The organism is Arthrobacter hankyongi, from assembly GCF_022012395.1.
Lineage (GTDB): Bacteria > Actinomycetota > Actinomycetes > Actinomycetales > Micrococcaceae > Crystallibacter > Crystallibacter hankyongi.
In genome coordinates this window covers 500,195-525,868 of sequence record NZ_JAKLTQ010000001.1, presented here as the reverse complement: position 1 = coordinate 525,868, position 25,674 = coordinate 500,195, and the positions used below count along the sequence as shown (strand labels likewise).

The window sequence follows — 25,674 nt, the reverse complement described above, 5'->3', positions numbered from 1 at the left end:
GATCCCGAACCACACAGACCATCCGCCCGGCGGCAGTTCCCTGGTCCCCAGGGAACTGCCGCCGGGCGGATCACGTCACGGCGTGGCGTACCCGGCCGGGGAAGAACCTGCCTGGCGAAGGGCTCTTCAACTGCCAAGGCTGTTGAAGGCTGTCCGATTCCGGACCGGACAGCCTTCGACACCTCGATGGACAAAGGGTGGTCAGCCAGGTCTCTCGTTCGGGCAGTAAAACACCACTGTAATGCCCGGCAAGACCGTCCGTTAAGAGGTGATGCGATCGGACCAAGAAGGCCAAACCGAGCTTCGAAAATACCGCCATCCTGAATCAACAGTCACAGCCTTCCTCACTTCGCAGGAGAAGCCATGTCGCTGCACAGGACGGTCCTTTTCGGAGCTGCGCCGCATTTGCTGCAGGATCGTCTGGAGGGTGCGGGTGATGGTCTTGCCACCGGTATTGGCGGTCCACTGCCAGTATGGTTACTGGGGCCGGTGTGCGCAGGGGCTTGGATGGCGGCGGGCAGGACGATCTGGAGCGGTTCCGCGACGTCTGCCACGGCTGCCTGACCCGCCGGCCTGATAAGCAGTTCGAGCTGTGCGACGCCGTGCTGGGCACGGACGGGCCGGCGGCCGCCCCGGTGTCCCTCTGGCTGGGCGGCGGGCACCGGTGCGGGTAGGGGGCCTGGTATGACCGTCTCGGCGAAGGCCGGATCGATGGAGGCCGGCTGCGCACCGTGCTGCTGTAGCAGTCGTTGCCGCGCGATTCGGCGGGGCGGATCGCGCCGGCGGTGGTTGTGAGTGGAGGGAGCAGATAATGACCAAATTTTGCGGGTGGGGCGCAGGAAGCGGGTAACGGGGCGTCATAGGGGATCACAGGGCGTCACCGGGGCACATGGGCGGTCACGAAGCGGGGGACAGTGCGGAGGCCGCACTAGATTAACGGTCAATCTTCCCGATCCCGCATCCGCGGGCCGTCCCCTGTGAGGACCTCCCATGACCGCAAACTCCACCACGGCCGCGCCGCCGGCCGGCACCGGCGCCCCGGACCGCCGGCTCCGCGGTTCCCTCGGCGTCGCCGGCATCGTCTTCATCGTGGTCGCCGCCGCCTCGCCGCTTGGCGTGATCGGCGGACCGGTGCCGTTGGGCATCGCCTTCGGCAACGGCGCCGGCTTCCCGTTCGCCTTCGTTATCGCCACCGCGGTGCTGCTGCTGTTCTCCGTCGGCTTCACGACCATGACCCGCTTTGTGCCCACGGCCGGTGCCTTCTACTCCTACGTCGACAAGGGACTGGGCCGCAGCGCCGGGCTGGGCGCGGCCTTCGTGGCGCTGCTGGCCTACCTGGCCCTGGAAGCGGGGGTGTTCGGCCTGTTCGGCCCGGCACTTTCCTCGCTGGTGGAGTCCTACGGCGGCCCGGCCCTGCCCTGGTGGGTGTGGGCGGCGGCCGGCTTCGCCGTCGTCGTGCTGTTCGGCTACCGCAACATCGAACTCTCCGGCAAGCTGCTCGCGGTGCTGCTGTTGGCGGAAGTGGCCATCGTGCTGGCCCTCGACGCCGCGGTCGTCTTCTCCGGCGGCGGCCCGGAAGGCTTCTCCACCGGCATTGTCAGCCCGTCCGACATCCTCTCCGGCGCCCCCGGCTTCGGCATCCTGTTCGCGATCCTGAGCTTTATCGGCTTCGAAGCCACCGCGGTGTTCCGCGACGAGGCCCGGGATCCGGACCGGACCGTGCCGAAGGCCACCTACATCTCGCTGCTGGCCATCGGCGGCTTCTACACCCTCTCCAGCTGGCTGCTGATCAGCGGCGTGGGGCAGTCCGGCGTGGTGGCCGAGGCCACCGAAAACCCGGGCACCATCCTGCAGACGACGACGGAGACCTACCTGGGCGCGGTCGGCGGACACATCATCGCGCTGCTGTTCGTCACCAGCCTGTTCGCCTGCATCCTGTCCTTCCACAACATTTCCTCGCGGTACCTTTTCCAGCTCGGGGCCCGGGACGTCTTCGCCCGCCGGCTGTCCGTCCCGCACGAGCGGCACGGCTCCCCGGCATTTGCCTCGCTGGCGGCGGCCGGCGTGGTCGGCGTGCTGGTCACCGCCGCCGTGCTGCTGGGCCTGGACCCGATTGTGCAGTTCTACACCTGGCTTGGCGGGATCTCGTCGGTCGGCATCGTGCTCCTGCTGGTGCTCACCTCCGTGGCCGTCCTGGCCTTCTTCACCCGGCAGGAGCGCGGCGGCAGCCGCTGGCGGCGGCGCACCGCCCCGGCCCTGGGCCTGGCCGGCCTGCTGCTGTTCCTGGCCATCATCCTGCAGAACCTGCCCACCCTGGTCGGCGAGCCGGAGTACGGCCCGTTCTCCTTCGGCGTGCTGGCGCTGCTGGTGCTGGCCTTTGCCGCCGGACCGCTGGTGGCCCGCCGCAAGCGCACCGTGGTGCTGCATTGACCTACCGGCAGCAGCCGACTTTGGAAAGGAACGCCATGACCACCCAAACCGTTCTCCGCAGCCCCTGGGCCGGGCACGCCGACGCCGCCGAACTGGAACGCTGGACCGCCGTCGCCGAGACCGTCGCCGCCGAGCTGGCGCGCGACGCCGTCGACCGCGACCGTGCCGGCGCGGCCCCGGTGGCCGAACTGGAGCTGCTGCGCAGCTCCGGCCTGGTCAACCTCCTGATTCCGCGCAGTGCCGGTGGTGAAGGCGGGCACTGGGAAACGGCCTTCGCCGCGGTGCGCGCCGTCGCCCGGGCCGATGCCTCCATCGGGCAGATCCTCGGGTACCACTTCCTGAACTCGGCCTGCATCACGTTCTATGGCGCGCAGGCGGACCAGGAGGCCTGGTACCGGGCCAGTGCCGCCAGCCGCTGGGTCTGGGCGGACGCGTTCAACCCGGTGGACCCGGACCTGCAGCTGGTGGCGGACGGGGAGGGCTACCGGCTCTCCGGCACCAAGCACTTCGCCACCGGGGCCGCGGCCGCGGACCGCCTGATCTCCGCCGCAGTGGCCACCGGCGGCGAGCACGACGGCGAGCTGGTGGTCTTCGCGCTGGACGCCCGCGGTGCCGGCGTGGAGCATCTGGACAACTGGGACCATCTGGGCCAGCGCGCCTCGGCCTCCGGGGCAGTGCGCTTCACCGAGGTGGCCGTCGCGGCGGCGGACATCATCGGCGTCGATACCGGCGAACCGTTCTCCTCGGTGGTCACCCCCGGCGTGCAGCTGCTCTTCGGCAACATCTACCTGGCCATCGCCGAAGGCGCGCTCGCCCGGGCCCGCGGACTGACCCTGGCCCGGAAGAATTCCTGGTTCCTCTCCGGCGTCGAGACCTATGCGCAGGACCCGGTGGTGCACCGGCTCTACGGCGGGCTGGTAGCCAAAACGCAGGCGGTCCGCGCGCTCGCGGATCAGCTGAACCGCCGGTACGACGACGTCGCCGGCCTCGGTGCCGCCGTCACCGCTGCGGACCGGGCCGGCCTCGAGGTGGCTGTGGCGGGGCTGAAGGTGGTTTCCACCGAGGTGGGGCTCGAGGTCGCCTCCAGGGTGTTCGAGGCCACCGGAGCCTCGTCCACGGCGAACGCGGTGGGCCTGGACGTGTACTGGCGTAACATCCGCACCCACAGCCTGCACGATCCGGTGGACTACAAGAAGATCGAGGTCGGGGCGAATTTCCTCAACGGCACCGTGCAGCCGGTGTCGCTGTACACCTGAGGCGGGGGTGCCGGGCGGGCGCTGGCCCGCCCGGCGGGGCAGGTATAGCCTGAGAACGCATCCGGCTCCGGCCAGCGGCGATCAGGAGTTTTCAGTGATTGATCGAGTTGATCGAATTGCGGATATCTGGGGCACCCGCACCCCGTTCGCCCGGGGCGACGGCGGGACCGCGCCTTGGCCGGGCCGGCTCAGGGTGCGGATGAAGCAGGCCGCGCCGCAGGGACTGACCGCGGCCTCATGACCCGCAGACCCGGGATAGCCGTCCCCAGGACCGAGGACGCCCCGCAGCAGCGGCAGGGAGGCGGTTCCAGCACGCTGACCGTCATCATCGCCTTCGGCGCGAACCTGCTGGTCGCGGCCGCGAAGTCGGCGGCGGCGGTGGTCACCGGCTCGGCCTCGATGACCGCCGAGGCGGCGCATTCCTGGGCCGACACCGGCAACCAGGTGTTCCTGCTGGTGGCCGAGAAGAAATCGAAGAAGGGCCGGGACCAGACCCACCCGATGGGATTTGGCCGGGAAGCCTACGTGTGGTCCATGTTCGCCGCGTTCGGGCTGTTCACCGCCGGTGCGGTGTTCTCGATCATGCACGGGATCCAGCAGTTGATCGAGCCGGAACCCGCGGCGGACTTCGTTATCGCCTACATCGTGCTGGCCATCTCCTTTGTGCTCGAGGGCGTCTCCTTCCTGCAGGCCTACCGGCAGGCCCGCAGCAGCGCCGCCCGGTACCGGCGCCACACGCTGGAGCACGTGGTCAACAGCTCCAATCCCACGCTGCGTGCGGTCTTCGCCGAGGACTCCGCGGCGCTGGTCGGCATCCTCATCGCCTTCGCCGGCATCCTGCTGCATGAGCTCACCGGCTCGGCGGTGCCCGACGCCGTCGGCTCGATCCTGATCGGCGTGCTGCTGGGCGTGATCGCCGTCGTGCTGATCGACCGCAACCGCAGGTTCCTCGTCGGCCAGTCCGTGACACCCGAGATCCGCCGGCTGACCGCCAGGATGCTGCTGCAGCAGCCGCAGATCGAACGGGTGACCTACCTGCACATGGAATTCGTCGGCCCGGGCCGGCTGTACCTGGTCGCGGCGGTGGACCTGGTGGGCAACGATACCGAACGTCATGTCGCCGTCGCCCTGCGCGGCATCGAGCGCCGGCTCGAGGAGGACGAGCTGATCGAGGAGGCGGTCTTCACGCTCTCCACCCCGGACGAGCCGTCGCTGTTCGAGGACGACGAGGTCTGAATTCCTGCGGTAGTGACAGGCTACAAGGAGGCGCTATGCACGTGGAGGATGTCGACCTGCTGGTGGTCGGCGGCGGCAAGGCTGGCAAGACCCTGGCCATGGACCTGGCCCGGGAGGGCCGGAAGGTCGCGATGGTCGAGCGGGGCATGATCGGCGGGACCTGCATCAATGTAGCCTGCATCCCCACCAAGACGATCATCCACAGCGGCCGGGTGCTGGAGACTGCCCGCCGGTCGGCTGAGTTCGGCGTCGGCGGTGTGGAGCAGCCGCGGGTGGACCTCGGCCTGCTGCGCCACCGCAAGGAAGACGTGGTCGGCACCATGGTCAAGGGCCAGCTGGCGTCCTTCACCGGCTCGGGGATGGACTTCATCCTTGGCGAGGCGAAGTTCGTGGCGCCGCGCACCGTCGAAGTGACCCTGAACGACGGCGGCGTGCGCACCCTGCGCGGTGCCGACGTCGTCGTCAACCTGGGCACCGAGCCGGCGCTGCCGGCGATCGCGGGCCTGGCCGAAGCCAACGTGCTCACCAGCAACACACTGCTGCAGTTGGCGTCCCTGCCGCGCAGCATCATCATCCTCGGCGGCGGCTATGTGGGCTGCGAGTTCGCCGACCTGCTGAACACCCTCGGCGTCGAGGTGACGATCGTCCACCACGGTTCCCACCTGCTCTCGCGCGAGGATGACGACATTGCCGTCGCCGTCGAAAAGGGCTTCGACGACGCCGGGATCCAGCTGCGCACCGGCGCCACGGCCGAACGGATTTCCCGGGCCGCGGATGGAACCGTGTCGGTGGCGCTGTCCACCGGTGGGCAGGTGTCCGCGGACGAGGTCCTTGTGGCACTGGGCCGGACGCCGGTGACCGGCGGGCTGGGCCTGGAGGGGATCGGTGTCGAGCTGACCGAGCGCGGCTTCATCAAGACGGACGCGTACCTGCGCACCACCGCCGGTGGCGTCTGGGCGGCCGGGGACGCCGCCGGGTCGGCTCAGTTCACGCACGTCTCCTATGACGACTACCGGGTGCTCAAGGCGAACCTCGCGGCGCCCCGCGATGGCGCGCTACCACGGAACACCACGGACCGGCTGGTTCCGTACTGCGTGTTCACCACCCCCGAACTCGGCCGTGTCGGACTCACCGAGCGGCAGGCGCGCGAGGCCGGCCATGACGTGCGGATTGCGAAGATGCCGGTCAGCGCGATTCCCCGGGCGCGGACCGTGGGGCACCTGGAAGGCGTCTGGAAAGCGGTGCTGGACCGCCGCACGGACAAGATCCTCGGCGCGGCGATGCTCGGCCACGAGGCCAGCGAGGTCATCGCCGTCGTCCAGCTGGCCATGCTGGGCGGCTTGGAGTACCCGGCGGTCCGGGACGCGGTCATCACCCATCCGACCATGGCGGAGGGGCTGACGCTGCTCTTCACCCCCGCCTACCTCGAGGACTGAGCCGGCGCGGCCCGTGTCCTGCCCGCCACGGACAGGACACGGGCCGCCAGGTGTTACTCGGCGATGTAGAGCAGGCGCTTGTTGACGAATTCGTCCATGCCCAGCGGGCCGAGTTCGCGGCCGACGCCGGAGCGCTTGATGCCGCCGAAGGGCAGTTCGGCGGCGGACCCGCCGGGGCGGTTGACCGAGACCATGCCCGCCTCCAGCCGGTCCGCCACCCGCTGGGCGCGCTCAACGTCGGTGCTGAACACGGCCGCGCCCAGGCCGAACGCGGTGTCGTTGGCCAGCTCGACGGCCTCGTCCTCGTTGGAGACCTTGTAGACCATGGCAGCCGGTCCGAAGAGCTCCTCGCTGTAGGCACGCATGTCTTTGGTGATGCCGGTGAGCACCGTCGGCGCCACGAAGGAGCCGGGGCCGGCGACCGGGGAACCGCCGGCGTGCAGCACGGCACCCTTGTCCACGGCGTCGCGGATCTGCTCGACCAGGGTGTCGGCGGCCGGCTGGGAGGACAGCGGGGCGAAGGTGGTCTCCGGATCCGCCGGGTTGCCGGGCCGCAGCTTCTGCGCGTGGGCGGTGAGTTCGGCAACGAACTCGTCGTAGATGTCCGCCATCACGATCATGCGCTTGGGCGAGTTGCAGGCCTGCCCGGAGTTGCTCATCCGGGCCCGGAACGCGGTCTTGGCAGCGCGGGCAACATCGTCCGTGTCCAGCACGATGTAGGGATCCGACCCGCCGAGCTCCAGCACCACCTTCTTCAGGTTGCGCCCGGCGATCTCGGCCACCGCGGCGCCGGCGCGCTCGGAACCGGTCAGCGAGACGCCCTGGATCCGCGGGTCGGCGATGATGTCCGCGACCTGCTCATTGGTGGCGAAAACGTTCACGTATGCACCCGCGGGCAGTCCGGCGTCGTCGAAGATCTGCTGCATGGCCAGCGCTGAGCGCGGGCAGCTGGGGGCGTGCTTGAGGATGATCGTGTTGCCCAGCACCAGGTTGGGGGCGGCGAAGCGGGCCACCTGGTAGTAGGGGTAGTTCCACGGCATGATGCCCAGCAGCGCGCCGACCGGGCGCTTCTGGATCACGGCCTTGCCGCCGCCGATGGGCTTGATCGGCTGGTCCGCAGCCAGCTGAGGACCTTCGGCCGCGTAGTAGCCGAAGATATCCGTGACCATGCCGAGTTCGCCCTGGGCCTCGCGGGGCAGCTTGCCCATTTCCTCGGTGATGATGGCACCGAGCTCCTCGGCACGTTCGGCGAACAGTTCGCCGATCCGGGCCACCACGCGGGCGCGTTCGGCGATCGGCACCTGGCGCCAGGCCAGGTACGCCTCGTGGGCCGCGGCCAGGGCGTCCTGGATCTGCCCGTCGGTGGCGGTGGGGAATTCCTCCACCACCTCGCCGGTGGCCGGGTTCAGGACGCGGTAGAGGGTGGTATCTGCGGCGGTACGGCTAATGGTTTCAGTCACGAAAACTGTCTCCTGGATTGCTCGGCGTGCTGTGACGTTCCTCATGCCGGTGGCACGGGTGCATCCCACGGTAGCGCACCGGCCGGTCCTCAGCGCACTTTATGGATCCGCCGGAATCCAGCGACCATGTTTTGCCGGGGAGGACATGCGGCGTATACAGGGAAGTAACCCACCCGGTTCCTTGGCCGGAAAGACTGGTCTCCTGTTGAAGTCCGTACGAGGAGGCATTGTGGAGACCCTGACCGCCGTGGAAGCCGGAACCGCCCATATCGCGATGTCCTTCGGCAACGAGGGATACAAGGCCGCAGCGGCGTGGCTGAACGGGACGGACGCATTCTGCCCGAAACGCCATGTGGTGGCGCTGCAGGCCAATGGGGAGACGCTGGCCAAGCTGCAGACGATCATCGGCGGCGCCGGGACGGGCTACCGGCTGCTGCTGGCCGGACCCGAAGATGAAGTACGGGCGGCGCGCTCGCATGTGCTCGGCGCCGGGGCCGACGAGGACGCCATGGTGCTGCTGCCGACTGCTTAGGCGCCCGGAGGGAACGACGGCGGCCGGTGCCATTCATTGCGAATGGCACCGGCCGCCGTCGTCCGGCTGGGCCTCCGGCGCAATCCGGCTAGGCATGTCTCATGGGCCGGAGACAAACCTTATGTTCCTGCGCGGCGGGACAACCGATCTGGGCGTTCTTTGCCGCAGGATGGAAAACGTGGCAAGACTTCGGGAACAGATCGACGGCCTCAGCGACGGGGACGGCCATTTCGAGGTGGCGGGTTCAGGCGCGGCAACCCGTCTCCGGTACCAGTTGGACCCACCCTATGACCATGCCTTCGAGTTCATCGAGCCGTGGAGCGTGATAGAGGAACGCATCACGGTCGGCTACGTCCGGAGTGCCGCTGAGGTTGGCGTCGCCCCGCTGAGCCTTTTTGCGGTTCACGTGTGGGAGGCCGCACTGACAGCAAAAGACGGCGAATCCTTGATGAAGCTGCGTCTCGGCGGCGTTAGTACCTTCAGGCCCGGGAAGCGTGGAGGTCCAGACAAGGGCGGCACCTAGATCGTGTCCCACTGATCGTCTGATCGTCGCGGCTGGACCCGGGAGCCTTGACCTGTGTCCCGCACCGAACCCGTTACGGCTGGGCAGCAGGTCCGGAGCTGCCTACCGAAGCCGGACCCTGTGGCCGGCCGTCTGGAGAGGCCGCCGGCGCCTGGACCCGCCTTGGCCTGCCGCGCAGGTGCCGTCATCCACGCCATCACCGTCTGGCTGCACCGGTGGGGAGACGCGCTCTACGCCTCGTGTCCGGCCTCCAGATCCGCCACCGCCGAAAAGGGCAGCGCGTCCGTCCCGCCTGCCGAGCCTGCGGCCAGCGGTGCCAGGACGAAGCCCACATGGTCGCCCAAGTCGATCTGCTCCAGCACCTGGCCGGCCAGCCAGCGCGGACAGTCGGCGAGGATGGGCACCCCGGCCGGTCCGTCCCGCCACCGGACCTCCGCGAACTTGTCCAGGGCGTCGCCGGTGGTGGCGCCGAACAGCGCGGCCAGCCCCCGCTGCCGGACGCCGGGCACATGCACGCCCAGCGCCGCCGCCGTGCGCGCCACCCGGTAGGTGTGGTTCTTTTTGGAGAGGCACACCAGCAGCCGTTCCGGCTCGATGCTGCACTGGGTGGCGAAACCGACCAGGCATCCGGACCTGTCGACCTGGCCGCCGGCCCCGGCCGCAGCCGCCGTGACGATGAACATGGGATAGTCGAGCCCGTCCACGAACCCGTCGAGCATCCTGACCTCCACTGCTGCTCCGCTCCGCCGTGGGGCGCCGGCCGGTCCGGACGCCCCGGTTTCCACCGTACTCCGAACACCCGGCCAAACGCGGCCATTGAGCCGGGGCCGCTGCGGGCATATAGTCGGCAGCACGTACCATCCGCGGGGGCGAAGGCCGGGGGAGGCTATGGACGTGCCGAGCCATGATCAACTCGTCATCGAACTGTCCCGGATCGGTGCCGGGATGCTGCCGGAGGTCGGCGGCAAGTCATTGAACCTGGGCATTCTGATGGCGTCGGGGCTGCCCGTGCCCGGAGGCTTCTGCCTGACGACGGCGGCCTACCGCAGCATGGCCGAGGCCATCGGCCTGGAGGGGCCGGTCGAGGCGGTTGAGCAGTTGGACGCCGCAGACCTGCCCGGTCTGGCCGACGCGGCCGGGCACGTGCGCGAGGCCGTCCTGGCCGCCGTCCTGCCGGACCGGGTGGCCCGGGAGGTGCGCGCGGCCTATGCGGAGCTGGGCCCGGACGTGCCGGTAGCGGTCAGGTCTTCCGCGACCGCCGAAGACCTGCCCGAGGCCAGCTTCGCCGGCCAGCAGGACACCTTCCTGAATGTCTCCGGCGCCGAGGCCGTGCTGGATGCCGTACGCCGCTGCTGGGCCTCGCTGTGGACGGACCGTGCGGTGGCCTACCGTGCCGCGCACGGGATCGGCCAGCACCAGGTCAGCATCGCCGTCGTTGTGCAGGAAATGGTGCCCGCGGCCGCTGCGGGCGTGCTGTTCACCGCCAACCCGGTGACCGGCACCCGACACCAGGCCGTGGTCGACGCCGGCCCCGGGCTGGGCGATGCGGTGGTCTCCGGTGCGGTCAATCCGGACCACTACGTGGTGGATACCGCCACCGGCAGGGTGCTGCAGCGGAGGCTGGCAGACCGGGCCGGAGGAAACGGGCAGGGCTGCCTGACCGATGCGCAGCTGCGCGAGCTGACCGCATTGGGCGCCAAGGCGGAGGATGCTTTCGGCTCCCCGCAGGACCTGGAATGGGCCGTTGACGGGGACGGCACTCTCTGGCTCACCCAGTCGCGGGGTATCACCACGCTATATCCGGTGCCGGAGGGCTGGACACCGGCCAAGGGACACCGCGTCTACCTGTGTGTCAGCCTGGCCCAGGGACTCATGCGCCCCTTGACCCCGATGGGTATGGCAGCGATCGGCAATGTGCGCAATGCCAGCACCGGCTGGCGGATGGCCGAGGCCGGCCTGCGGCCGTTCGTGGACCTGACCCCGGTGGTGCGCAGCAGGAGCGGCCGGCGGACCATGCTCAGGATGTTCCGCCTCGCCGAGGCGAGGTCGGCCGCCCTGCTGCAGGGGCTTTATGCGGATCCGCGGTTTGCCACCATAGAAGGCAGCCGGTCCCCGAATATCCTCACCGGCACCGGCGCGCGGCAGATTGTGCCGATCCTGCTGCGGATCCTCGAGGCTGCCGTCAGTCCGGAGGCGGCACTGCGCCGGGTCCAGGATGTGGGACGGCAGCTGGAGCAGCGGCTGCAGCTGGCTGAACCTGCCACCCCGGCAGAGCGGTTGGACTTCGTGGCGCGGAACCTGACCGCTGCCTTCACCACCTTGGTGCCGTCGGTTCTGCCGGCACCGGCCACCGGGTTCGCCATGTTGGGCCTGGCCCGCTGGCTGCTGCGCGGGATCGCCGAACCGGGTGAGCTGCAGGTGGTGCTGCGCGGGCTGCCGCACAACGTCACCACCGAAATGGACCTGCAGCTGTGGCAGCTGTCCACCGAAGTCCGGCAGGATCCCGAGTCGGTCCGGGTCCTGGCCGCCGAATCCGCGGCGGAGCTGTCCCGCCGCTACCTGGCCGGCACACTGCCCACAGCGCTGCAGGAACGTCTGGCCTCCTTCCTGGTGCGCTACGGGCACCGGGCGGTCGCCGAGATCGACCTGGGCCTTCCGCGCTGGTTCGAGGACCCGGCCCACCTGCTCGGGGTCATCGCCAACTATCTGCGAGTGGACAGCGGCCAGCCGACCCCGGATGTCCAGTTCGCCCAGGCCGCCGCGCAGGCCGAAGACAAGGTCCGGGATTTGACCGCCCGGGCCCGGCTCCGGCGGCCGGGCGGCCGGCTGCGGGCCGCCGCCGTCGGCTTCTGCCTGCGGCGTACCCGGCAGGAGGCCGGACTGCGCGAGCAGCCCAAGTTCTACATCATCCAGGCCTTTGCCGCCCTGCGCCGCCAGCTTAACGCGGTGGGCGAGGTGCTGGCCGGGGACGGCCGGATCGGCAGCCCCGGGGATATCTACTTCCTGGCTCTGGACGAGGCCAGGGTGGGCCTGCGCGGGGTGGACCTGAAGGACCTGGTAGCGCGCCGCCGGCGCGAATATGACCGCGAACTGCAACGGCGGTATGTGCCGCGGCTGCTGCTCTCGGACGGCACCGACGTCGAGGCGGCGGCTGCTGCGGCAGCCGGTACGGCACCGGGCGCCGGGCCGGACGCCGGGGTCCTGACCGGAAGTCCGGCGTCGGCAGGCACCGTGACCGGCAAGGCCCGCGTCATCCTGGACCCGGTGGGGGCCCGCCTTGAACCGGGCGAAATCCTGGTGGCTCCGTCCACCGACCCTGGCTGGACCCCGCTGTTCATGACCGCGGGGGCCCTGGTGATGGAGATGGGCGGATCCATCTCGCACGGTGCCGTGGTGGCCCGCGAATATGGCATCCCGGCGGTGGTCGGGGTGCCGGATGCCACGCTGCGGCTGGAAACCGGCCAGACCATCACCGTGGACGGCGCCGCCGGCACCGTGGCCGTCGACGACGCCGCCGGCGGGCCTGGGCGTTGAGCGGCCGCGCCGCTACAGCCCGGTTACGGCCGGCGGTGCCGGCGGCGCCGGTGGGTAGCTGCGGTACGGTGACCGCGGGCGCGGCGGATCGGCGGCGCCCGGCAGGGCATCGACCAACCGCATGAGGGTACTGGTGTTCTCGGCCGTCCGGATGATGGCGACCAGCGCCTCCAGGCCGATGCGGGCCAACACCAGGTAGATGAGCGAAACCAGCGGGCCGAACAGGACCAGGACGAAGAGTCCGAAGGCCACGCTGTGCTGGAAACCTGCAAAGACCAGGCCGAGGTAGCCCAGGAATACCAGCACCATGACCAGAATGTAGACGAATTTTGCCATCCTCGGCGCTACGAACCGGGTGAAGGACAAATCGAAGAGCGGTTTCATGACTAGCCCCTGATAGCAGTGCTTGATGCCCTTGATCGTATCCATTCACCCGATGGCAGGGAACCGGCGTACTGGTCCGGAACGAATGCGCGTACGCTGGCGGCAGCCCGTTTCGCCGCCGATCGGAGGACCATGCCATGCAATTGATTACCGCAGTCATCCAGCCCGGGAAGCTCGAGGACGTCAAGGCGGCGCTGAAGGGGCTCGGGGTGGCGGGGATGACCATCACCACGGTCTCCGGCATCGGCCGCCAGGGCGGGCACACGGAAACCTACCGCGGGGCGGTGATCAAGGTGGAAACCGTGCCCAAGGTGCGCCTGGAGCTGCTGGCCACGGACGAGGACGTGGACTGGATCATCAACGAGATCGTCGCCGCGGCGCGGACCGGCCATATCGGCGACGGCAAGATCTGGGTGGTTCCGGCCACGCAGGTGATCCGGGTCAGCACGGGGGAAAAGGGCGTGGACGCCATCCGGCCCTAGAGTGTCAGGGGTGATGGTTTACTACCCCCTGTGGATCCGCTTCCAAGGCCGGCGGCTGGCACTGGTCTGGCAGATCGGCGACGGCGAGGGTCCGGTCGATCAGAAGGACGCGGTCGTTGTCGAACAGGGCACGGTGGCGTCGGCCGGTACTGCTGCCGAACTTCAGGCTTTGGGTCTCCGCCTCGGTATCAGCCTTGAAGACGACGACGATGATCTCTGGGAGCTGGACGGGCTCGAGGACCTGCTGGAGCTGCCGCCGTCCGAGGAAATCTGCACCCGGCTGCTCAATGCCTGGAACCTGTACGATGACGTCGCCCGCAGCGTGGACTGCTCGCTCGATGACCGCAGCGCAATCGCCCGGACCTGCTACGACAAGCTCTTCTTCGGCAACAACCTGGACAGCATCACGCCTGCGGGGACACAGTTCCGGCCGGCCTTCAACGATGCGGAAAAGGACGCTGTCAGGGAGATCCTCCACCGGGGGCGGATCATCCTCGCCGGCCAGCTGCGGCCCCGGCGAGCCTAAGATGGGGGTCATGATCACTCCGCAGCTGGACTACCTCGCAACGCTCACGGTCCTGGTCGGCACCCCGGCCGATATCGGCCCCACTCCGTCCGGCTACCGGCGGATCATCCCGATCCTGGGCGGCACCGTGGACGGGCCGGGACTGAAGGGCAAGATCCTGCCGCACGGGGCGGACTTCCAGCTGCTCAAGAGCGATACGCTGACCGAGCTGGAGGCGAAGTACGCCATCGAAACCGACGGCGGCGAGCGGATCTACGTGGAGAACTACGGCCTGCGCTCCGGGTCCGCCGAAGACATCGAGCGCCTGGTCCGGGGCGAGAGCGTGGACCCGGCGAGGATCTACTTCCGCTGCGCGCCGAAGTTCACGGCCTCGGGCAAGTGGGAATGGCTGAATTCAAAGATCCTGGTCGGCACCGGCGAGCGGCATCCGGGCAGCGTGGTGGTCAACGTTTTCGTGGTCAACTGACGCCGGTTCAGATCGCCGTATACCCGCCGTCGGCATTGATGCAGGCACCGGTGATGATCGAGGCCTTGTCGCTGGCCAGGAACACCACCACATCGGCGATTTCCTGCGCCCGGGCGAGCCTGCCGATCGGCTGCCGTGCGAGCATCTGCGCGCGGGTTTCCGCTGGCAGCTCGGCCAGCAGGGGAGTGTCCACGTAGCCGGGGGAGACGGCGTTGAAGCGGATGCCCTGCCGTGCATAGGTCAGCGCGGCGGAGCGGGTGAAGTTGACCACCCCGGCTTTGGCGGCGGAGTAGGCGGTGCTGTTGGCCTGACCCACATGGGCCAGGATCGAGGCCATGTTGATCACGGACCCGGAGCCGGCTCGGACCATGTAGGCGGCCGCGAACTTGTTGCACAGGGCCACGCCGGTCAGGTTGATATCCAGCACCCGCTGCCACCGGGCCAGGTCCAGTTCGTGCACGGGAGCCTTCACCTCGGGGATGCCTGCGTTGGCCACCAGGATGTCCAGGCTCCCGAAGCGTTCGACGGCGGTACGCATCAGGGCTTCGACGGAGGTTTCGTCGGTGACGTCGGTGCGAAGGTAGAGCGCCCGTCCGCCGCCGTCGTTAATCCGCTGCGCCACTGCGCCGGCGCGCGGGTCCACGTCGCCCATCACGACGGCGGCTCCCTCGGCCGCCATGGTGCCGGCGACTGCCTCGCCGATGCCGGATCCAGCCCCCGTGATGACGGTGACCCTGCCCTCGAGCAGCTGTCCTGCAGGCATGGTTTCCGTCCCTTCGTGTGTCTTGAATTTTTGGTTGCGGCGGCGGGCGGCCCCGGAAAGGGGCCCGCCCGCCGCCGTTGGCCTGGCGCGGTACAGTCAGGGGCGGGCCGCGGCGCGGCTGTCCGGCGCGGCAGCAGCGGTCCGCCTGCGTTCCATGGCCCGAAGGTAGGGTTCGCCAAGCTCGTCGATCGGCGTCGAGGCTGTTTCCCGCGAGGAGAACGCGGCGATGCCCGCGATGACCATGCACGCCGTGCCGAAGACGGCCACCGGCACCCAGCCGTTGGTGCCCTCGGTGAGCAGCAGGCCGCCGATCAGCGGTCCGAAGCCGGCCAGCAGCAGGCCCAGCTGGTTGCCCAGTGCCATGCCCGAGTAACGGACCGGGGCGGCGAACTGTTCGGCGAAAAAGGACGGCCAGATCCCGTTGAAGCAGGAGTACAGCAGGGTCATATTCAGGAATGCCGCCGCGAAGACCAGCCCCAGGTTCCCGCTGGACAACGTCCAGAAGTACAGGAAGATGGTGGCCGAGCAGCCTGCCGCCGCGGTGATCAGCAGCGGCCGGCGGCCGATCCGGTCCGAGAGCGCCGCGGTCAGCGGCATGACGAGCATTGACAAGCCGATGGCCACCGCGTTGACCGTGAGGATCTGCGGCCGCTCGAAGCCGGCGGTGCCGGTGGCGTAGGAGAGTCCGAAAACGGTGAAGATGGTCTGCATCACGGACATGATGGACATCCCGATCACGCGCAGGACATCGGGGGCCTGGTACTTCAGCACGTCCTTCAGCGGCAGTTGCTGGACCTCGTGGTGTTCCTGGGCCTCTTCGAAGACCGGAGTCTCATCCAGGTGCGTCCGCACCCAGTAGGCGACCGCCAGCACCGCGATCGAGCACCAGAACGGAACACGCCAGCCCCAGGTCAGCAGCTGGTCTTCGGGCAGGGCGGAGATGGGGATGAAGACCAGAGTGGCCAGCACCATGCCGGAGGCATAGCCGGTCATCACGAAGCTGGTGAAGAAGCCGCGCCGGCCCTCGGGCGAGTGCTCCAGGGTCAGCGTGGAGGCACCGGCCGACTCGCCGCCGGCCGAGAAGCCCTGGGCCAGCCGTGCCGCCACGAGCAGGACCGGTGCCCAGATGCCGATCTGTCCATAGGTGGGCAGCAGGCCGATGCCCAGCGAGGCCGCGCCCATCACTCCCAAGGTGATCAGCAGGATTTTCTTCCGGCCCAGCCTGTCGCCGAAGTGGCCCATCACCAGGCCGCCGACCGGACGGGCAATGTAGGCCACTCCGAAGGTGGCGAAGGCGCCGATCAGGCCCACCGCGTGGTTGTCGGAGGGGAAGAACAGGGCGGGGAAGACCAGGGCCGCGGCCGTGCCGTAGATGAAGAAGTCGTAGTACTCGAGGGTGCTGCCCAGGAACGAGGCCAGGGCGGCCTTGCCGGGGGTCTTGCGCACGGCAACGGCGCCGTGGGAGGTGGTTTCCATGATGATGCTCCTTTACAGCTCGAAGTCCACCGCGAGGATCTGCTCGCTGTTGGGGAACGAGTACGCCTTCAGTGGCTCGTGCAGCGGGTGGGTGTTGTAAACGGCAATGTCCTCGACCCGCTCGAAGTCGGCCACGATGGCATAGTCGAAGGAGCGTTCCTGGCCAAGCACGTCCGGGCCGTGGGTGAGGCTGGCCATGCCCGGAATGTTGCCCGCCATCCGGTCCAGGCCCTCGATCCAGGTCTGCTTGTCCGCGGGCGGGAAGTCTGGCTTGAACTTGAACAGCACGGTGTGGCGGATCATGGCTCAGGCTCCAACCAGGGTCTCGGCGGTCCCGGCAGGTTCGATCATCGTCGGTCGGTAGTCCGGATCCTGTCCGGCCAGCGTCCGGCCGGCGAGGTAGCCCATGGTCATGATCGGCCCGAGCGTGGCACCGGCACCGGGGTAGCCGGCCGCGTAGGCGTTTTCGGTGGTGTTGCCGGCGGCGAACAGGCCCGGGACCGGGATGCCGTCGACGTCCAGCACGCGGGCGGAGCCGTCCGTGGCGACGCCGCCGTTGGTGCCGAAGGCACCGTTGACCACCTCGAGGGCGTAGAACGGTCCGGTCTGCAGCGGCCCCAGGGACGGGTTGGGCCACGGGCAGTCCTCGTCCCCCCAGTATTTGTCGTACGCGCTCATCCCGCGGCCGAAGTCCGGGTCCTCGCCCTTGACGGCGTATTCGTTGAACCGGGCCACGGTGGCGGCGAGCTTGTCGGACGGAACGTTGATCTTCGCCGCCAGCTCCTCCAAGCTGTCCGCCTCGGTCAGGTAGTCCGGCGTCGGCAGCCCGGCGCGGTGGGCGAGGATGCCGTAGCGCTCCAGGTACGCGTGGTCGAACACCACATGCGCCGGGGTGTTCAGCGTCTGATTGTTCGGCGAGTCCCAGGACTGGAGGCAACGGGCTAGGTCGTTGTAGTTCTGCGATTCGTTCGCGAAGCGCTCGCCGTGGCGGTTCACCATGATCGAACCCGGTCCCTGCCGTTCGAAGCGCAGCAGCGTGCCGACGGCCTCGCCGTCGCGGGTGTCGCCGGTGATGGACATCGGGGCCCACCAGGCCTCGCGGGTGCCGCGGGTCTGCGCACCGATCCGCTGGGCCATCTTCAGCCCGTCGCCGGTGTTCGTGGGCGGGGAGCACATGGTGTAGAGCCGGGAGGCCAGCATCGAATCGGCCAGCTTCCGGTCCCACTCGAAGCCGCCGGTGGCCAGCACCACGCCGTCGCCGGCAGCGATCGCCTCGCCGGAGTCAAGCACGACGCCGGTGACGCGCCCGCCGTCGACCAGCAGGCGCTCGCCGCGCGCCTGCACGGCCAGCGCGACGCCCTCGCGGACACAGGCGGCCAGCAGCATGGAAACCAGGGCCTGGCCCTTGGCCACGAAACCGTCCGTCTGGCGCTGGTTCAGCTCATCCCACGGGAACTTGGTGAACGCGCCCCAGTTTTCGTATTCCTGCATGGTGAACGGAGCGCGGCCGTCCGAACGGACGTGCGGTTTGAGCCCGCCCAGGGCCGCGGTGCTGTTGAACAGTTGCGGTTCGACCGTGCGGCCGCCCTCGACGGCGCCGGGCAGGTCCTGGCGGTAGTCGGGGAAGTTGTCCAGGAAGATGAACTTCACCCCAAGCTCGTCCTCGGCGAACCGCAGCATCGTGTCGCCGTAGTCCAGCGCGGCGTGCAGGAGTTCGTCGCGCCCGCGGCCGCGGGCCACCGCGCGGACGTACTCGGCGGCGGCCTGCTTCGAGTCGGCCAGGCCGGCGGCCCGGGCGTGGTGGTTGTCGGCGATCCAGAGCATGCCGCCGGAGACGGCGGAGGTGCCGCCGAGCAGGGCGGACTTCTCCAGCACAATGACCGACTTCCCGGCGCGGGCGGCGGTGGCCGCAGCGGTCAGCGCGCCGGCACCGGAGCCGACGACGACGACGTCGTAGGTGTCCGAAGGGGTCCCGTTCAGGAACTGCATGGTCTTTCCTTTGCTGTCGTGGGGGACGGGCGCGGGGCGCCCGGGGCGGAAGGGGGTCAGACGGCCGTGTAGCCGCCGTCGACCACCAGTTCGGCACCGGTGGTGAAGCGTGATTCATCGGAGGCCAGGTAGAGCACCGCATAGGCGATTTCGATCGGCTCGCCCTGGCGTGGCAGCGGATTGCCGCCCACCAGTTGCTGGTAGTAGGCCGCGGCCCCGATGGGTGATTGTTCGGCCGAGCGGCGGCTCATCCGGGTATTCATCGAACCGGGATGGATGGAGTTGACCCGGATGCCGTGCCCGCCGTAGGCGGCGGCGTCGGACTTGGTGAGCAGCCGGACCGCGCCCTTGGTGGCGTGGTAGAGCGGGACGTTCTTCCCGCCGGTGATGCCGTGGATCGAGGAGAAGTTGATGATGCTGCCGGCCTGCTGCTGAAGCATGGCCGGGACCGTGTGCTTGGTCATCAGCCACACGCCCTTGACGTTGACGTTGAAGAGCAGGTCGAAGTCCTGTTCCTCAGCGGTGTGCGAGGGGCCGGCCGGGCCGATGATGCCGGCGGCGTTGACCAGGACGTCCGGGGTGCCCAAGTCGGCGCAGACGGAGGCGACGGTGCCGGCGACACTGGCTTCGCTGGTGACGTCGACGTCGTACTCGGCGACGCTGGGGTGTTCAACGGCGGCCGGGGCTCCGGCCACATCCAGGCTGGCGACTTTGGCGCCCTGCTCGGCCAGCAGGCGCACCGTCGCGCTGCCCAGATCCCCACGGCCGCCGGTGACGATGGCGGTCTTGCCGGCCATCCGGCCCGCTCCTGGGGTGGTCTGGTTCATGTCCTGCTCCTTATGCCGCGGTCATGCGGCTGGTTGGTGGTGCCAATACTCTGCGGCGCGTGCGGCAGCCTGCGGGCAGCACAAAACAGGGCCTGTCATCACGAGGGATCCGGCATGCTGCCGGCGGCCGGTGCGGTGTGCTGTCCGTCAGGGGTCCGCGCCTGCATCAAGCGTGGTGCAGGCCACACCGGAATGGGCGGGTGGTTACCGATGAACGGGAATTTTTATCGTCTGGTGCACGGTGCCGGTGAGTTCGCCGCGCCAGCCCAGGGCCCGGGAGATGCCGCGGGCCGCGGCCTTCAGGACCGGGACCGTGGCGGCGGTGTTCTCTTCGTGGGCCGGGACGATCACGTTCAGGGCGGCCACGGCTTTGTTCTCCGCGTCGAAGACCGGAACGGCGATGCCGCTGGATTCGGGCACGATGATGCCGCGCATGGCCGCGTAGCCGCGCTGCCGGATTTCCGCCAGATGCCGGCGCAGCTGGGCCGGATCCGTGATGGTGTTGTCCGTGTACTTGGTCAGAGGCGGACCGCCCAGGATCCGCTCCTGGTACCCCGCCGGCCCGTAGGCGAGCAGCACCAGCCCGGAGGAGCAGGCATGGATGGGCAGCCGGCCGGCGATCTTGGCGATATTGAGCGCGGAGGACCGGGCGCTGAGCCGTTCGATGTACAGCACCTCGTCCTGGTCCAGCACCCCCAGCGTGGTGTGGTGCTGCACCACGGAGTGCACGTCCTCGCAGAACGGGAAGGCCGCCTCGCGCAGGCCCAGCATCGTGGAACTGCGCGAGACCAGCTCCCACATCCGCACCCCGATGCGCACTTGGCCGCGGTTGTCGCGCTCGAGCAGCCCCTCGTCGAGCATTTCGTCGACGAGGCGGTAGGTGGTGGTCACCGGCAGGCCGGTGCGGCGCGCCAGGCCGGCCACCGGCATCGAGGTGTGGGCGGCGTCGAAGGCGCTGATGATTTTGATCAGCCGCCGGATGACGGACTCGCCCGAGGGGGAGTTGGCCACTGCGCCTCCGAAAACGTGCCGGTAAACTGCGGATTGCTTCAGCTTATCCCGTTCATCGGTAATAGGGCTCACGTCACATCGCCCCGTCGGGTTCTGTGGGGTGGTCACAGTTTGCAGCGTGGTATCGGCGGCCGCGGCTCCTTGAGCCGGCCGTTGGTCCACATGATGGGAGTACGGTAGATGAGCAGCAAGCCGGTTCAGTGCGATGTCCTGGTGGTCGGATCCGGGGTGGCCGGCCTGGCCGCGGCGATCAAGGCGGCGAAGCAGGGCCTGAGCGTGGTGGTGGCGGAAAAGGAGCAGTATCTCGGCGGCACCACTGCCATTTCCGCAGGCTGGGCCTGGGTGCCCGGGAACAAGCAGGGAACGGCCGCCGGCGATACCCGCCAGGAAGCGGAGGCCTACCTGGAGAACCTGGCGCCGGACACCTACAATGCGGCCGGGGTGCAGGCGTTCCTGGACACGGTGCCGGAGACGCTGGAGTTCTTCGAGGACGAGACCGAGGTGAAGTTCATCTATCCGGAGAAGGCCCCGGACTACCAGATGGATCTGCCCGGAGCGAGGATGTCCGGCCGGGCCATCATCCCGCAGGACGCGGACGCGCGGATGCTGGGGGACATGCGGCTGAAGCTGCAGCCGTACCTGAGCTCCTACACAGTCTTCGGCTATATGCCGCAGGTGGGGCCGGACATCAATGAGTTCTTCCATGTCAACCAGTCGGTGAAGTCCTTCGTCTACGTGGCGAAGAAGCTGCTGCGCACCTGGCTCGACACAGTCTTGTACAAGCGCGCGGTGCTGCGTACCAACGGCAACGCGCTGATGACCCGGATGGTCAGGAGCGCGCTGGACGCCGGGGTGCGGCTGTGGACCTCGACTCCGGTGCTGTCGCTGGCGAAGGATGGCACGGGGACAGTGACCGGGGCGGTGCTCGGCGGCGAGCACGCCGGCATGGTCCATGCCAGGCTCGGCGTGATCCTGGCCGCCGGCGGATTCTCCGGCAACATCGAGCTGCGCAAGGAGTTCTTCCCGCACGATCCGAACGGGGACAACCACTTCACCCCGACCATCGGCCACGGCGGCGACGCGGTGAACCTGGCCCGGCAGGTCGGCGGTTACGTCGATGACGGCGTGTACTCGGTGGGTTCCTGGGCGCCGGTGACCGTCTTCAAATACCTGCGCACCGGCGCCCAACGACTCTTCCCGCATCTGCGCGCCATCGGGCTGCCCGGCCTGATCGCCGTGGACCGCGGCGGCCGGCGCTTCGGCAACGAAGCGCTGAGCTACCACGATTTCGGCGGCCAAATGCTCGCCCACAACGCCGGTCAGCCGGATACCTTCGGCTGGGTGATCGCCGACGCGAAGACCATGCACAAGTACGGCATCGGCTACGCCAAGCCCTGGCCGATGCCGCGCGGCTATTTCCATAAGACCGGCTATCTGGTCAGGGGGGACTCGCTGGCGGATTTGGCCGGGAAGATCGGCGTCGACCCGGATATCCTGGCGCTGACCGTCCGGGAGTTCAACAAGGGTGCCGAAGTGGGCGAGGATCCGGCCTTCGGCCGCGGTTCGACGCTGTACAACCACTTCCGCGGCGACCTGGAGCACAAGCCCAACCCGAACCTGGCGCCGCTGGACGACGGCGCGTTCTACGCGGCGCAGATCCGGATGGGGGACTTGGGCACCTTCGCCGGCCTGGCCGTCAACGAACGCTCCGAAGTCATTACTGCGGAGGGTGCGGCGGTCCCCGGCCTGTACGCCGTCGGGGCGGCCGCGGTGTCCGTCTTCGGCGGCGGCTACCCCGGCTACGGTTCGCACATTGGCCCGGCGCTGGTCTTCGGCTACCGTGCCGGCCGCGACATCGCCCAGCACGCCGCCGAACGCGGCGTCGTCCGGATGTAGCGGTCCGCCCGCCGGCCAGGCCGGACCCGCCCGTCGACCAAGGCCCCGCCGCCGCGTGCAGACGCAGCGCCGGACAGGCTGCTCTGCAAGAAGCCTCCGTCGGCTGCAAGAATGACGGCATGCGTGAATATTTTGTCCACGAGGCCGTCCTGGCCATGGATCCCGGGGCGGACCTGCGGGCACCGGGCGGTGCCGTGACGCTGGCACTTTGCGGCGCCTGGGACCACGTACCACCGTGCCCGCTGGCCGCCCACCATTGCCGCACCCGGCTCCGCGGCCCCGTGGCCCGCACCCGCGTGGTCTTCACCGCCGAGCCGGAGCAGGAACTGCGGGTGCGGCGGCTCGTGGACGAGGCGTTGTCCGCCGGGACGCTGACGGACCCGCAGGGCGTAACCAGCACCTGGCGCCTGCGGGGGAGCAAGGCCGCCGCACCGACCGCGCGGGAGCGGGCCCGCGGCCGGCGGCTGGCGAAGGGCTAAACCGGATCCCTGCCGGAGGGAAAGCTACTGGTCCGTGTGCCGGTCCCGGATGATTTTGTCGATCTCGTTCCGCAGCGTGATGGCCTCGCGCAGGGTGAGGTTGATCGTCTCGCCGGTCTCCACCCAGCCGATGCTGAGCACCTCGTCGCCGGTGATTCCCGAAATCCCGACCGTCAGCGCCTTGCCGCGCACATGGGCGACATCGCCGACGACCAGATCCCCGGCGTCGTCCTGGGCAAATTCCATTATGCTGCTCCTGTCTGTGCCGGCTCATCGGCAGGCGTCCAGCGGTGTGGCAGGAGCCGCGCCGCCCGCCGCTGAAAAGATCGGGTCTTCCCATACATACGTCCTGACCGGCCCGCGGTCAACGGTGCCGCGGCTACCGCGGCGCCCTGCCGTAGCGATGCTCGGGCCGTCCGGTGCTGCCGTAGCGCAGTTGGATGTCGACGGCGCCGTCGTCGGCCAGGGCCGAGAGGTAGCGCTGGGCCGTGGCGCGGGAGATGCCTACCCGGCTGGCCACCTCGCTGGCGGACAGGGCCTCGCCGGGATCCAGTGCCTCGAGCACCGAGGTTTCGGTGGCCGAACGTGCCCGGCCCGGTCCGCCGCCGTCGCCCGGATGCAGGGCGTGCAGGGCGCGTTCCAGCGTGTCCTGGTCCAGCACCGGCTTCTCCGCCAGCAGCCTTCGGTAGCGGGCATAGGCGCGCAGCTTCCGTGCCAGCTGTCCGGCGTCGAACGGCTTGATCAGGTAGCCCAGGGCGCCGCGCCGCAGGGCCTTGCGGACGGAGGCCGAGTCCGCGGCCGCGGTCAGCATGATCACGTCCACGTCCAGGCTGCGCAACAGCTCCAGGCCCAGGGCGTCGGGCAGGTAGACGTCCAGCAGGACCAGATCCGGGCCGGAGCCGTGCACCACCCGCAGTGCCTGCTCGGCCGAACCTACCGGCGGGAGCGCCCGGAAGCCGGGTACGGCGTCGACGTAGCCGGCGTGCAGCCGGCCCACATGGAAGTCGTCGTCGACAATGAGCACCTGCAGTTCCCCGCTCATCGTTGGTTTTCCTCCTCTCTGGCACCGGCCGCCGGTGCCACGGTCCCGGGCAGTTTCGCACAGAACACTGCGCCGGGTCCGCCCGGGCGGCCGCAGCCGGCCACCCAGACATCCCCGCCGCGCCGCCGGGCCAGCTGCCGGCTCAGCGGCAGGCCGAAGCCCTGGCCATGGATGTCCGGCAGGGACTGCGCCGGGATTCCGGCCGACGCCAGGGACTGCGGACCGTCCGGCCGCACGGCCTGGGCTGTCGAAAAGCCTTCGGCGAACAATTGCTCGACGTCGTCGCGGCCGGTGGGGTCCCCCGCAGGACCGGGCCGGATGCCGTCGCCGGAATCGGCGACCACCAGATGCAAGGTGCCGGTTCCCGGCTCGTCCAACAGCTCGATCTCCACCCAACGGTCCGGATTGCTGCCCTGCACCGCCGCCCGCACCGCGTTGTCGATCAGGTTGCCGATCACGGTGGTGACATCCTGCGGGTCCGAGACCTGTCCGCGGACCAAGGTCTCGGGACCGATCCGCAGGCTGACCCCGCGCTCGGCTGCCTCCACCCCCTTGGCGCCGATGAAGGCCTGCAGGTACGTGTCGCTGAGCAGCTCCGCCTGTTCCACCGGGTACTTCAGCGGGCCGGCGGCCATGATCTCGCCCAGGTAGCGCCAGGCCTGTTCGTGCTCGCCCAGGCCCAGCAGCCCGGAGATGGTGTGCAGCCGATTGGCGAATTCGTGCCGCTGCGCCCGCAGCGCGGTGCTCATCGCCCCGACGGCGTCCAGTTGGCGGGTCAGCGACTGCAGTTCGGTGCGGTCGCGCAGCATCAGCACCCAGCCCAGCTCGGGGGCCGCTGCAGTGGCGGCGTCCGGACGGTAGCCGCGCCGGCCTGGGGTGCGGCTGGACTGGACGGCGCGGGCGGTGAGGATCAGCACGCGCTGGCCTGCCACCAGTTCCAGCGGCGCCGATTCCGGGGCAGCCTCGGCCAGCAGTGTTCCGGCGGCCGGCGGCAGCCCGGCCTGTTCCAACGGCAGCCCCACCAGGTCCGCGGCGATGTCCAGGCCCAGCAGCTGCTTGGCCTTGCGGTTGAAGACGGTGATCCGCCCGTCCGCGGATATACCGACCACGCCGTCGTCCACTCCGCGCAGCACGGCCTCCTGGTCCTGGACCAGGGCGGCTATCTCCTCCGGCTCCAGGTCCAGCGTCAGCCGCTTCAGCCGCCGGCCGAGGAACCACGCGGCGAGCGCACCCAGGCCCAGCGCGCCGGCCGCGGTCACCGCCACCGGCAGGATGTTCCCGCCCAGGCTTTCGAGCACGTCCTGGCTGGAGAAGCCCACGCTGACCTCGCCGGCGATCCGGCCGGGGATGCCGGGTGCGTAGACCGGCACCTTGGCCCGGGCCGAATGTCCCAGCGTGCCTTGTTCCTGCGTGGTGACTTCGCGTCCGGCCAGGGCCTCGGACGGATCGGTGCTCACCCGCTGCCCCAGCAGCGCCGGGTTGGGGTGGGCCAGGCGCAGGCCGGCGTCGTCGGTGATGACCACGAACAGCGCGCCGGTACGGGCCCGGACGTCCTCCGCCAGCGGCTGCAGCGGGCCGCCGGACAGGGCCGTGCGGGAGAGCCTGTCGGGTCCGGCGCTGGCCAAGGCGGCCACTTCGCTGCGCACATCGGAGGAGGCAGCCACGGAACGGGCCACGGCCAGCGCCCGGGCTTCGGCGCCCTCGCCGAGGCGCTGGTAGGTCAGCCAGCCGAAGACGGCGGCGCACAGCAGCACCACCAGCGACATGGCCGCCAGCTGGAGGAGCAGCATCCGCGCCGAAAATCCCAGGCGGGCCGGCCGTCGGCCGGTGGGGTCCATGGTGCTCCAGAGGATCGGGGGGTGAGCTAAATGCGCAAAAGGTGCGCAATAAGCAGTATGCACTTCAACCGGGCGAAACCGCCAGACG

Annotated in this window: 26 protein-coding genes; 14 read left to right on the top strand and 12 right to left on the bottom strand. The window is 69.3% G+C overall.

Going from position 1 to position 25,674, the window contains the following annotated elements; genetic code table 11:
* Positions 1 to 473 precede the first annotated feature (473 nt).
* The 6 genes from LVY72_RS02340 to LVY72_RS02315 all read left to right on the top strand — a co-directional run bounded on the left by LVY72_RS02340 (position 474) and on the right by LVY72_RS02315 (position 6,358).
* Positions 474 to 674: a hypothetical protein gene (locus tag LVY72_RS02340; protein ID WP_237817835.1), complete on the top strand. Its 201-nt coding sequence runs from the start codon at positions 474 to 476 to the stop codon at positions 672 to 674.
* Positions 675 to 990: 316 nt separating this feature from the next.
* Positions 991 to 2,430, top strand: coding sequence for an APC family permease (locus LVY72_RS02335; protein WP_237817834.1), 1,440 nt, complete (start codon positions 991 to 993; stop codon positions 2,428 to 2,430).
* Between the two features lie 35 nt (positions 2,431 to 2,465).
* The gene (locus LVY72_RS02330; RefSeq protein WP_237817833.1) at positions 2,466 to 3,686 is read left to right on the top strand and encodes an acyl-CoA dehydrogenase family protein; all 1,221 of its coding nucleotides are present in this window, start codon (positions 2,466 to 2,468) and stop codon (positions 3,684 to 3,686) included.
* 94 nt (positions 3,687 to 3,780) lie between these two features.
* Complete coding sequence (locus LVY72_RS02325) at positions 3,781 to 3,927, top strand: hypothetical protein (RefSeq protein WP_237817832.1); 147 nt, start codon at positions 3,781 to 3,783, stop codon at positions 3,925 to 3,927.
* The gene (locus tag LVY72_RS02320) at positions 3,924 to 4,922 is read left to right on the top strand and encodes a cation diffusion facilitator family transporter (protein WP_237817831.1); all 999 of its coding nucleotides are present in this window, start codon (positions 3,924 to 3,926) and stop codon (positions 4,920 to 4,922) included. The genes LVY72_RS02325 and LVY72_RS02320 overlap by 4 nt, the downstream gene beginning before the upstream one ends.
* 35 nt (positions 4,923 to 4,957) lie before the next feature.
* Complete coding sequence (locus LVY72_RS02315) at positions 4,958 to 6,358, top strand: dihydrolipoyl dehydrogenase family protein (protein ID WP_237817830.1); 1,401 nt, start codon at positions 4,958 to 4,960, stop codon at positions 6,356 to 6,358.
* Between the two features lie 53 nt (positions 6,359 to 6,411).
* Here the strand turns inward: LVY72_RS02315 and LVY72_RS02310 are convergent, their stop codons facing one another.
* The gene (locus LVY72_RS02310; protein ID WP_237817829.1) at positions 6,412 to 7,818 is read right to left on the bottom strand and encodes an NAD-dependent succinate-semialdehyde dehydrogenase; all 1,407 of its coding nucleotides are present in this window, start codon (positions 7,816 to 7,818) and stop codon (positions 6,412 to 6,414) included.
* A 229-nt stretch (positions 7,819 to 8,047) separates the two neighbouring features.
* Between LVY72_RS02310 and LVY72_RS02305 the strand changes: the two genes are divergently transcribed.
* Together LVY72_RS02305 and LVY72_RS02300 are read left to right on the top strand one after the other, a co-directional pair.
* Positions 8,048 to 8,350 (top strand): hypothetical protein, encoded by a 303-nt coding sequence (locus LVY72_RS02305; protein WP_237817828.1) that lies wholly within the window; start codon positions 8,048 to 8,050, stop codon positions 8,348 to 8,350.
* Positions 8,351 to 8,471: 121 nt separating this feature from the next.
* The gene (locus tag LVY72_RS02300; protein WP_237817827.1) at positions 8,472 to 8,873 is read left to right on the top strand and encodes a hypothetical protein; all 402 of its coding nucleotides are present in this window, start codon (positions 8,472 to 8,474) and stop codon (positions 8,871 to 8,873) included.
* Between the two features lie 230 nt (positions 8,874 to 9,103).
* Here the strand turns inward: LVY72_RS02300 and LVY72_RS02295 are convergent, their stop codons facing one another.
* Positions 9,104 to 9,604: a flavin reductase family protein gene (locus tag LVY72_RS02295; protein ID WP_237817826.1), complete on the bottom strand. Its 501-nt coding sequence runs from the start codon at positions 9,602 to 9,604 to the stop codon at positions 9,104 to 9,106.
* Between the two features lie 157 nt (positions 9,605 to 9,761).
* Here LVY72_RS02295 and LVY72_RS02290 point away from each other — a divergent pair, with 157 nt between their 5' ends.
* Positions 9,762 to 12,407 (top strand): PEP/pyruvate-binding domain-containing protein, encoded by a 2,646-nt coding sequence (locus tag LVY72_RS02290; protein ID WP_237817825.1) that lies wholly within the window; start codon positions 9,762 to 9,764, stop codon positions 12,405 to 12,407.
* 12 nt (positions 12,408 to 12,419) lie between these two features.
* Here LVY72_RS02290 and LVY72_RS02285 read toward each other — a convergent pair whose 3' ends face one another.
* Positions 12,420 to 12,836 carry a DUF4282 domain-containing protein gene (locus LVY72_RS02285; RefSeq protein WP_237817824.1) on the bottom strand — a complete coding sequence of 139 codons (417 nt, stop codon included), beginning with the start codon at positions 12,834 to 12,836 and terminating at the stop codon, positions 12,420 to 12,422.
* A gap of 92 nt (positions 12,837 to 12,928) precedes the next feature.
* Here LVY72_RS02285 and LVY72_RS02280 point away from each other — a divergent pair, with 92 nt between their 5' ends.
* Genes LVY72_RS02280 through LVY72_RS02270 form a run of 3 tightly spaced genes read left to right on the top strand, consistent with a single transcriptional unit; the run spans position 12,929 to position 14,265 of the window.
* Entirely contained in the window at positions 12,929 to 13,273 is a 345-nt protein-coding gene (locus LVY72_RS02280; RefSeq protein ID WP_237817823.1) for a P-II family nitrogen regulator, read from the top strand.
* A 13-nt stretch (positions 13,274 to 13,286) separates the two neighbouring features.
* A complete protein-coding gene (locus LVY72_RS02275; RefSeq protein WP_237817822.1) occupies positions 13,287 to 13,799 on the top strand; it encodes a hypothetical protein in 513 nt (170 codons plus the stop codon).
* Between the two features lie 10 nt (positions 13,800 to 13,809).
* Positions 13,810 to 14,265 (top strand): DUF3237 domain-containing protein, encoded by a 456-nt coding sequence (locus LVY72_RS02270; RefSeq protein WP_237817821.1) that lies wholly within the window; start codon positions 13,810 to 13,812, stop codon positions 14,263 to 14,265.
* A 7-nt stretch (positions 14,266 to 14,272) separates the two neighbouring features.
* On the opposite strand, the gene chcB2 is transcribed toward LVY72_RS02270, so the two are convergent.
* From chcB2 to LVY72_RS02240, 6 genes are all read right to left on the bottom strand, one after another.
* A complete protein-coding gene (gene chcB2 / locus LVY72_RS02265; RefSeq protein ID WP_237817820.1) occupies positions 14,273 to 15,028 on the bottom strand; it encodes a cis-4-hydroxycyclohexanecarboxylate dehydrogenase in 756 nt (251 codons plus the stop codon).
* Positions 15,029 to 15,124: 96 nt separating this feature from the next.
* Positions 15,125 to 16,504: an MFS transporter gene (locus tag LVY72_RS02260; RefSeq protein WP_237817819.1), complete on the bottom strand. Its 1,380-nt coding sequence runs from the start codon at positions 16,502 to 16,504 to the stop codon at positions 15,125 to 15,127.
* A 12-nt stretch (positions 16,505 to 16,516) separates the two neighbouring features.
* Positions 16,517 to 16,807 (bottom strand): Dabb family protein, encoded by a 291-nt coding sequence (locus LVY72_RS02255; protein WP_237817818.1) that lies wholly within the window; start codon positions 16,805 to 16,807, stop codon positions 16,517 to 16,519.
* A 3-nt stretch (positions 16,808 to 16,810) separates the two neighbouring features.
* Positions 16,811 to 18,493: a 4-oxocyclohexanecarboxylate 2-dehydrogenase gene (gene chcC1 / locus LVY72_RS02250; RefSeq protein ID WP_237817817.1), complete on the bottom strand. Its 1,683-nt coding sequence runs from the start codon at positions 18,491 to 18,493 to the stop codon at positions 16,811 to 16,813.
* 56 nt (positions 18,494 to 18,549) lie between these two features.
* Positions 18,550 to 19,320 carry an SDR family NAD(P)-dependent oxidoreductase gene (locus LVY72_RS02245; protein WP_237817816.1) on the bottom strand — a complete coding sequence of 257 codons (771 nt, stop codon included), beginning with the start codon at positions 19,318 to 19,320 and terminating at the stop codon, positions 18,550 to 18,552.
* Positions 19,321 to 19,524: 204 nt separating this feature from the next.
* Positions 19,525 to 20,331, bottom strand: coding sequence for an IclR family transcriptional regulator (locus LVY72_RS02240; protein WP_237817815.1), 807 nt, complete (start codon positions 20,329 to 20,331; stop codon positions 19,525 to 19,527).
* Positions 20,332 to 20,511: 180 nt separating this feature from the next.
* Between LVY72_RS02240 and chcC2 the strand changes: the two genes are divergently transcribed.
* Both chcC2 and LVY72_RS02230 read left to right on the top strand, forming a co-directional pair.
* Complete coding sequence (gene chcC2, locus LVY72_RS02235) at positions 20,512 to 22,227, top strand: 4-oxocyclohex-2-ene-1-carboxylate 5-dehydrogenase (protein WP_237817814.1); 1,716 nt, start codon at positions 20,512 to 20,514, stop codon at positions 22,225 to 22,227.
* A gap of 119 nt (positions 22,228 to 22,346) precedes the next feature.
* The gene (locus tag LVY72_RS02230; RefSeq protein WP_237817813.1) at positions 22,347 to 22,706 is read left to right on the top strand and encodes a hypothetical protein; all 360 of its coding nucleotides are present in this window, start codon (positions 22,347 to 22,349) and stop codon (positions 22,704 to 22,706) included.
* A 24-nt stretch (positions 22,707 to 22,730) separates the two neighbouring features.
* Here the strand turns inward: LVY72_RS02230 and LVY72_RS02225 are convergent, their stop codons facing one another.
* From LVY72_RS02225 to LVY72_RS02215, 3 genes are all read right to left on the bottom strand, one after another.
* Positions 22,731 to 22,952: a hypothetical protein gene (locus LVY72_RS02225; RefSeq protein ID WP_237817812.1), complete on the bottom strand. Its 222-nt coding sequence runs from the start codon at positions 22,950 to 22,952 to the stop codon at positions 22,731 to 22,733.
* A 133-nt stretch (positions 22,953 to 23,085) separates the two neighbouring features.
* Positions 23,086 to 23,748 carry a response regulator gene (locus tag LVY72_RS02220; protein ID WP_237817811.1) on the bottom strand — a complete coding sequence of 221 codons (663 nt, stop codon included), beginning with the start codon at positions 23,746 to 23,748 and terminating at the stop codon, positions 23,086 to 23,088.
* Positions 23,745 to 25,586, bottom strand: a complete 1,842-nt coding sequence (locus tag LVY72_RS02215) for a sensor histidine kinase (protein ID WP_237817810.1) — start codon at positions 25,584 to 25,586, stop codon at positions 23,745 to 23,747. The genes LVY72_RS02220 and LVY72_RS02215 overlap by 4 nt, the downstream gene beginning before the upstream one ends.
* Positions 25,587 to 25,674: the final 88 nt, after the last annotated feature.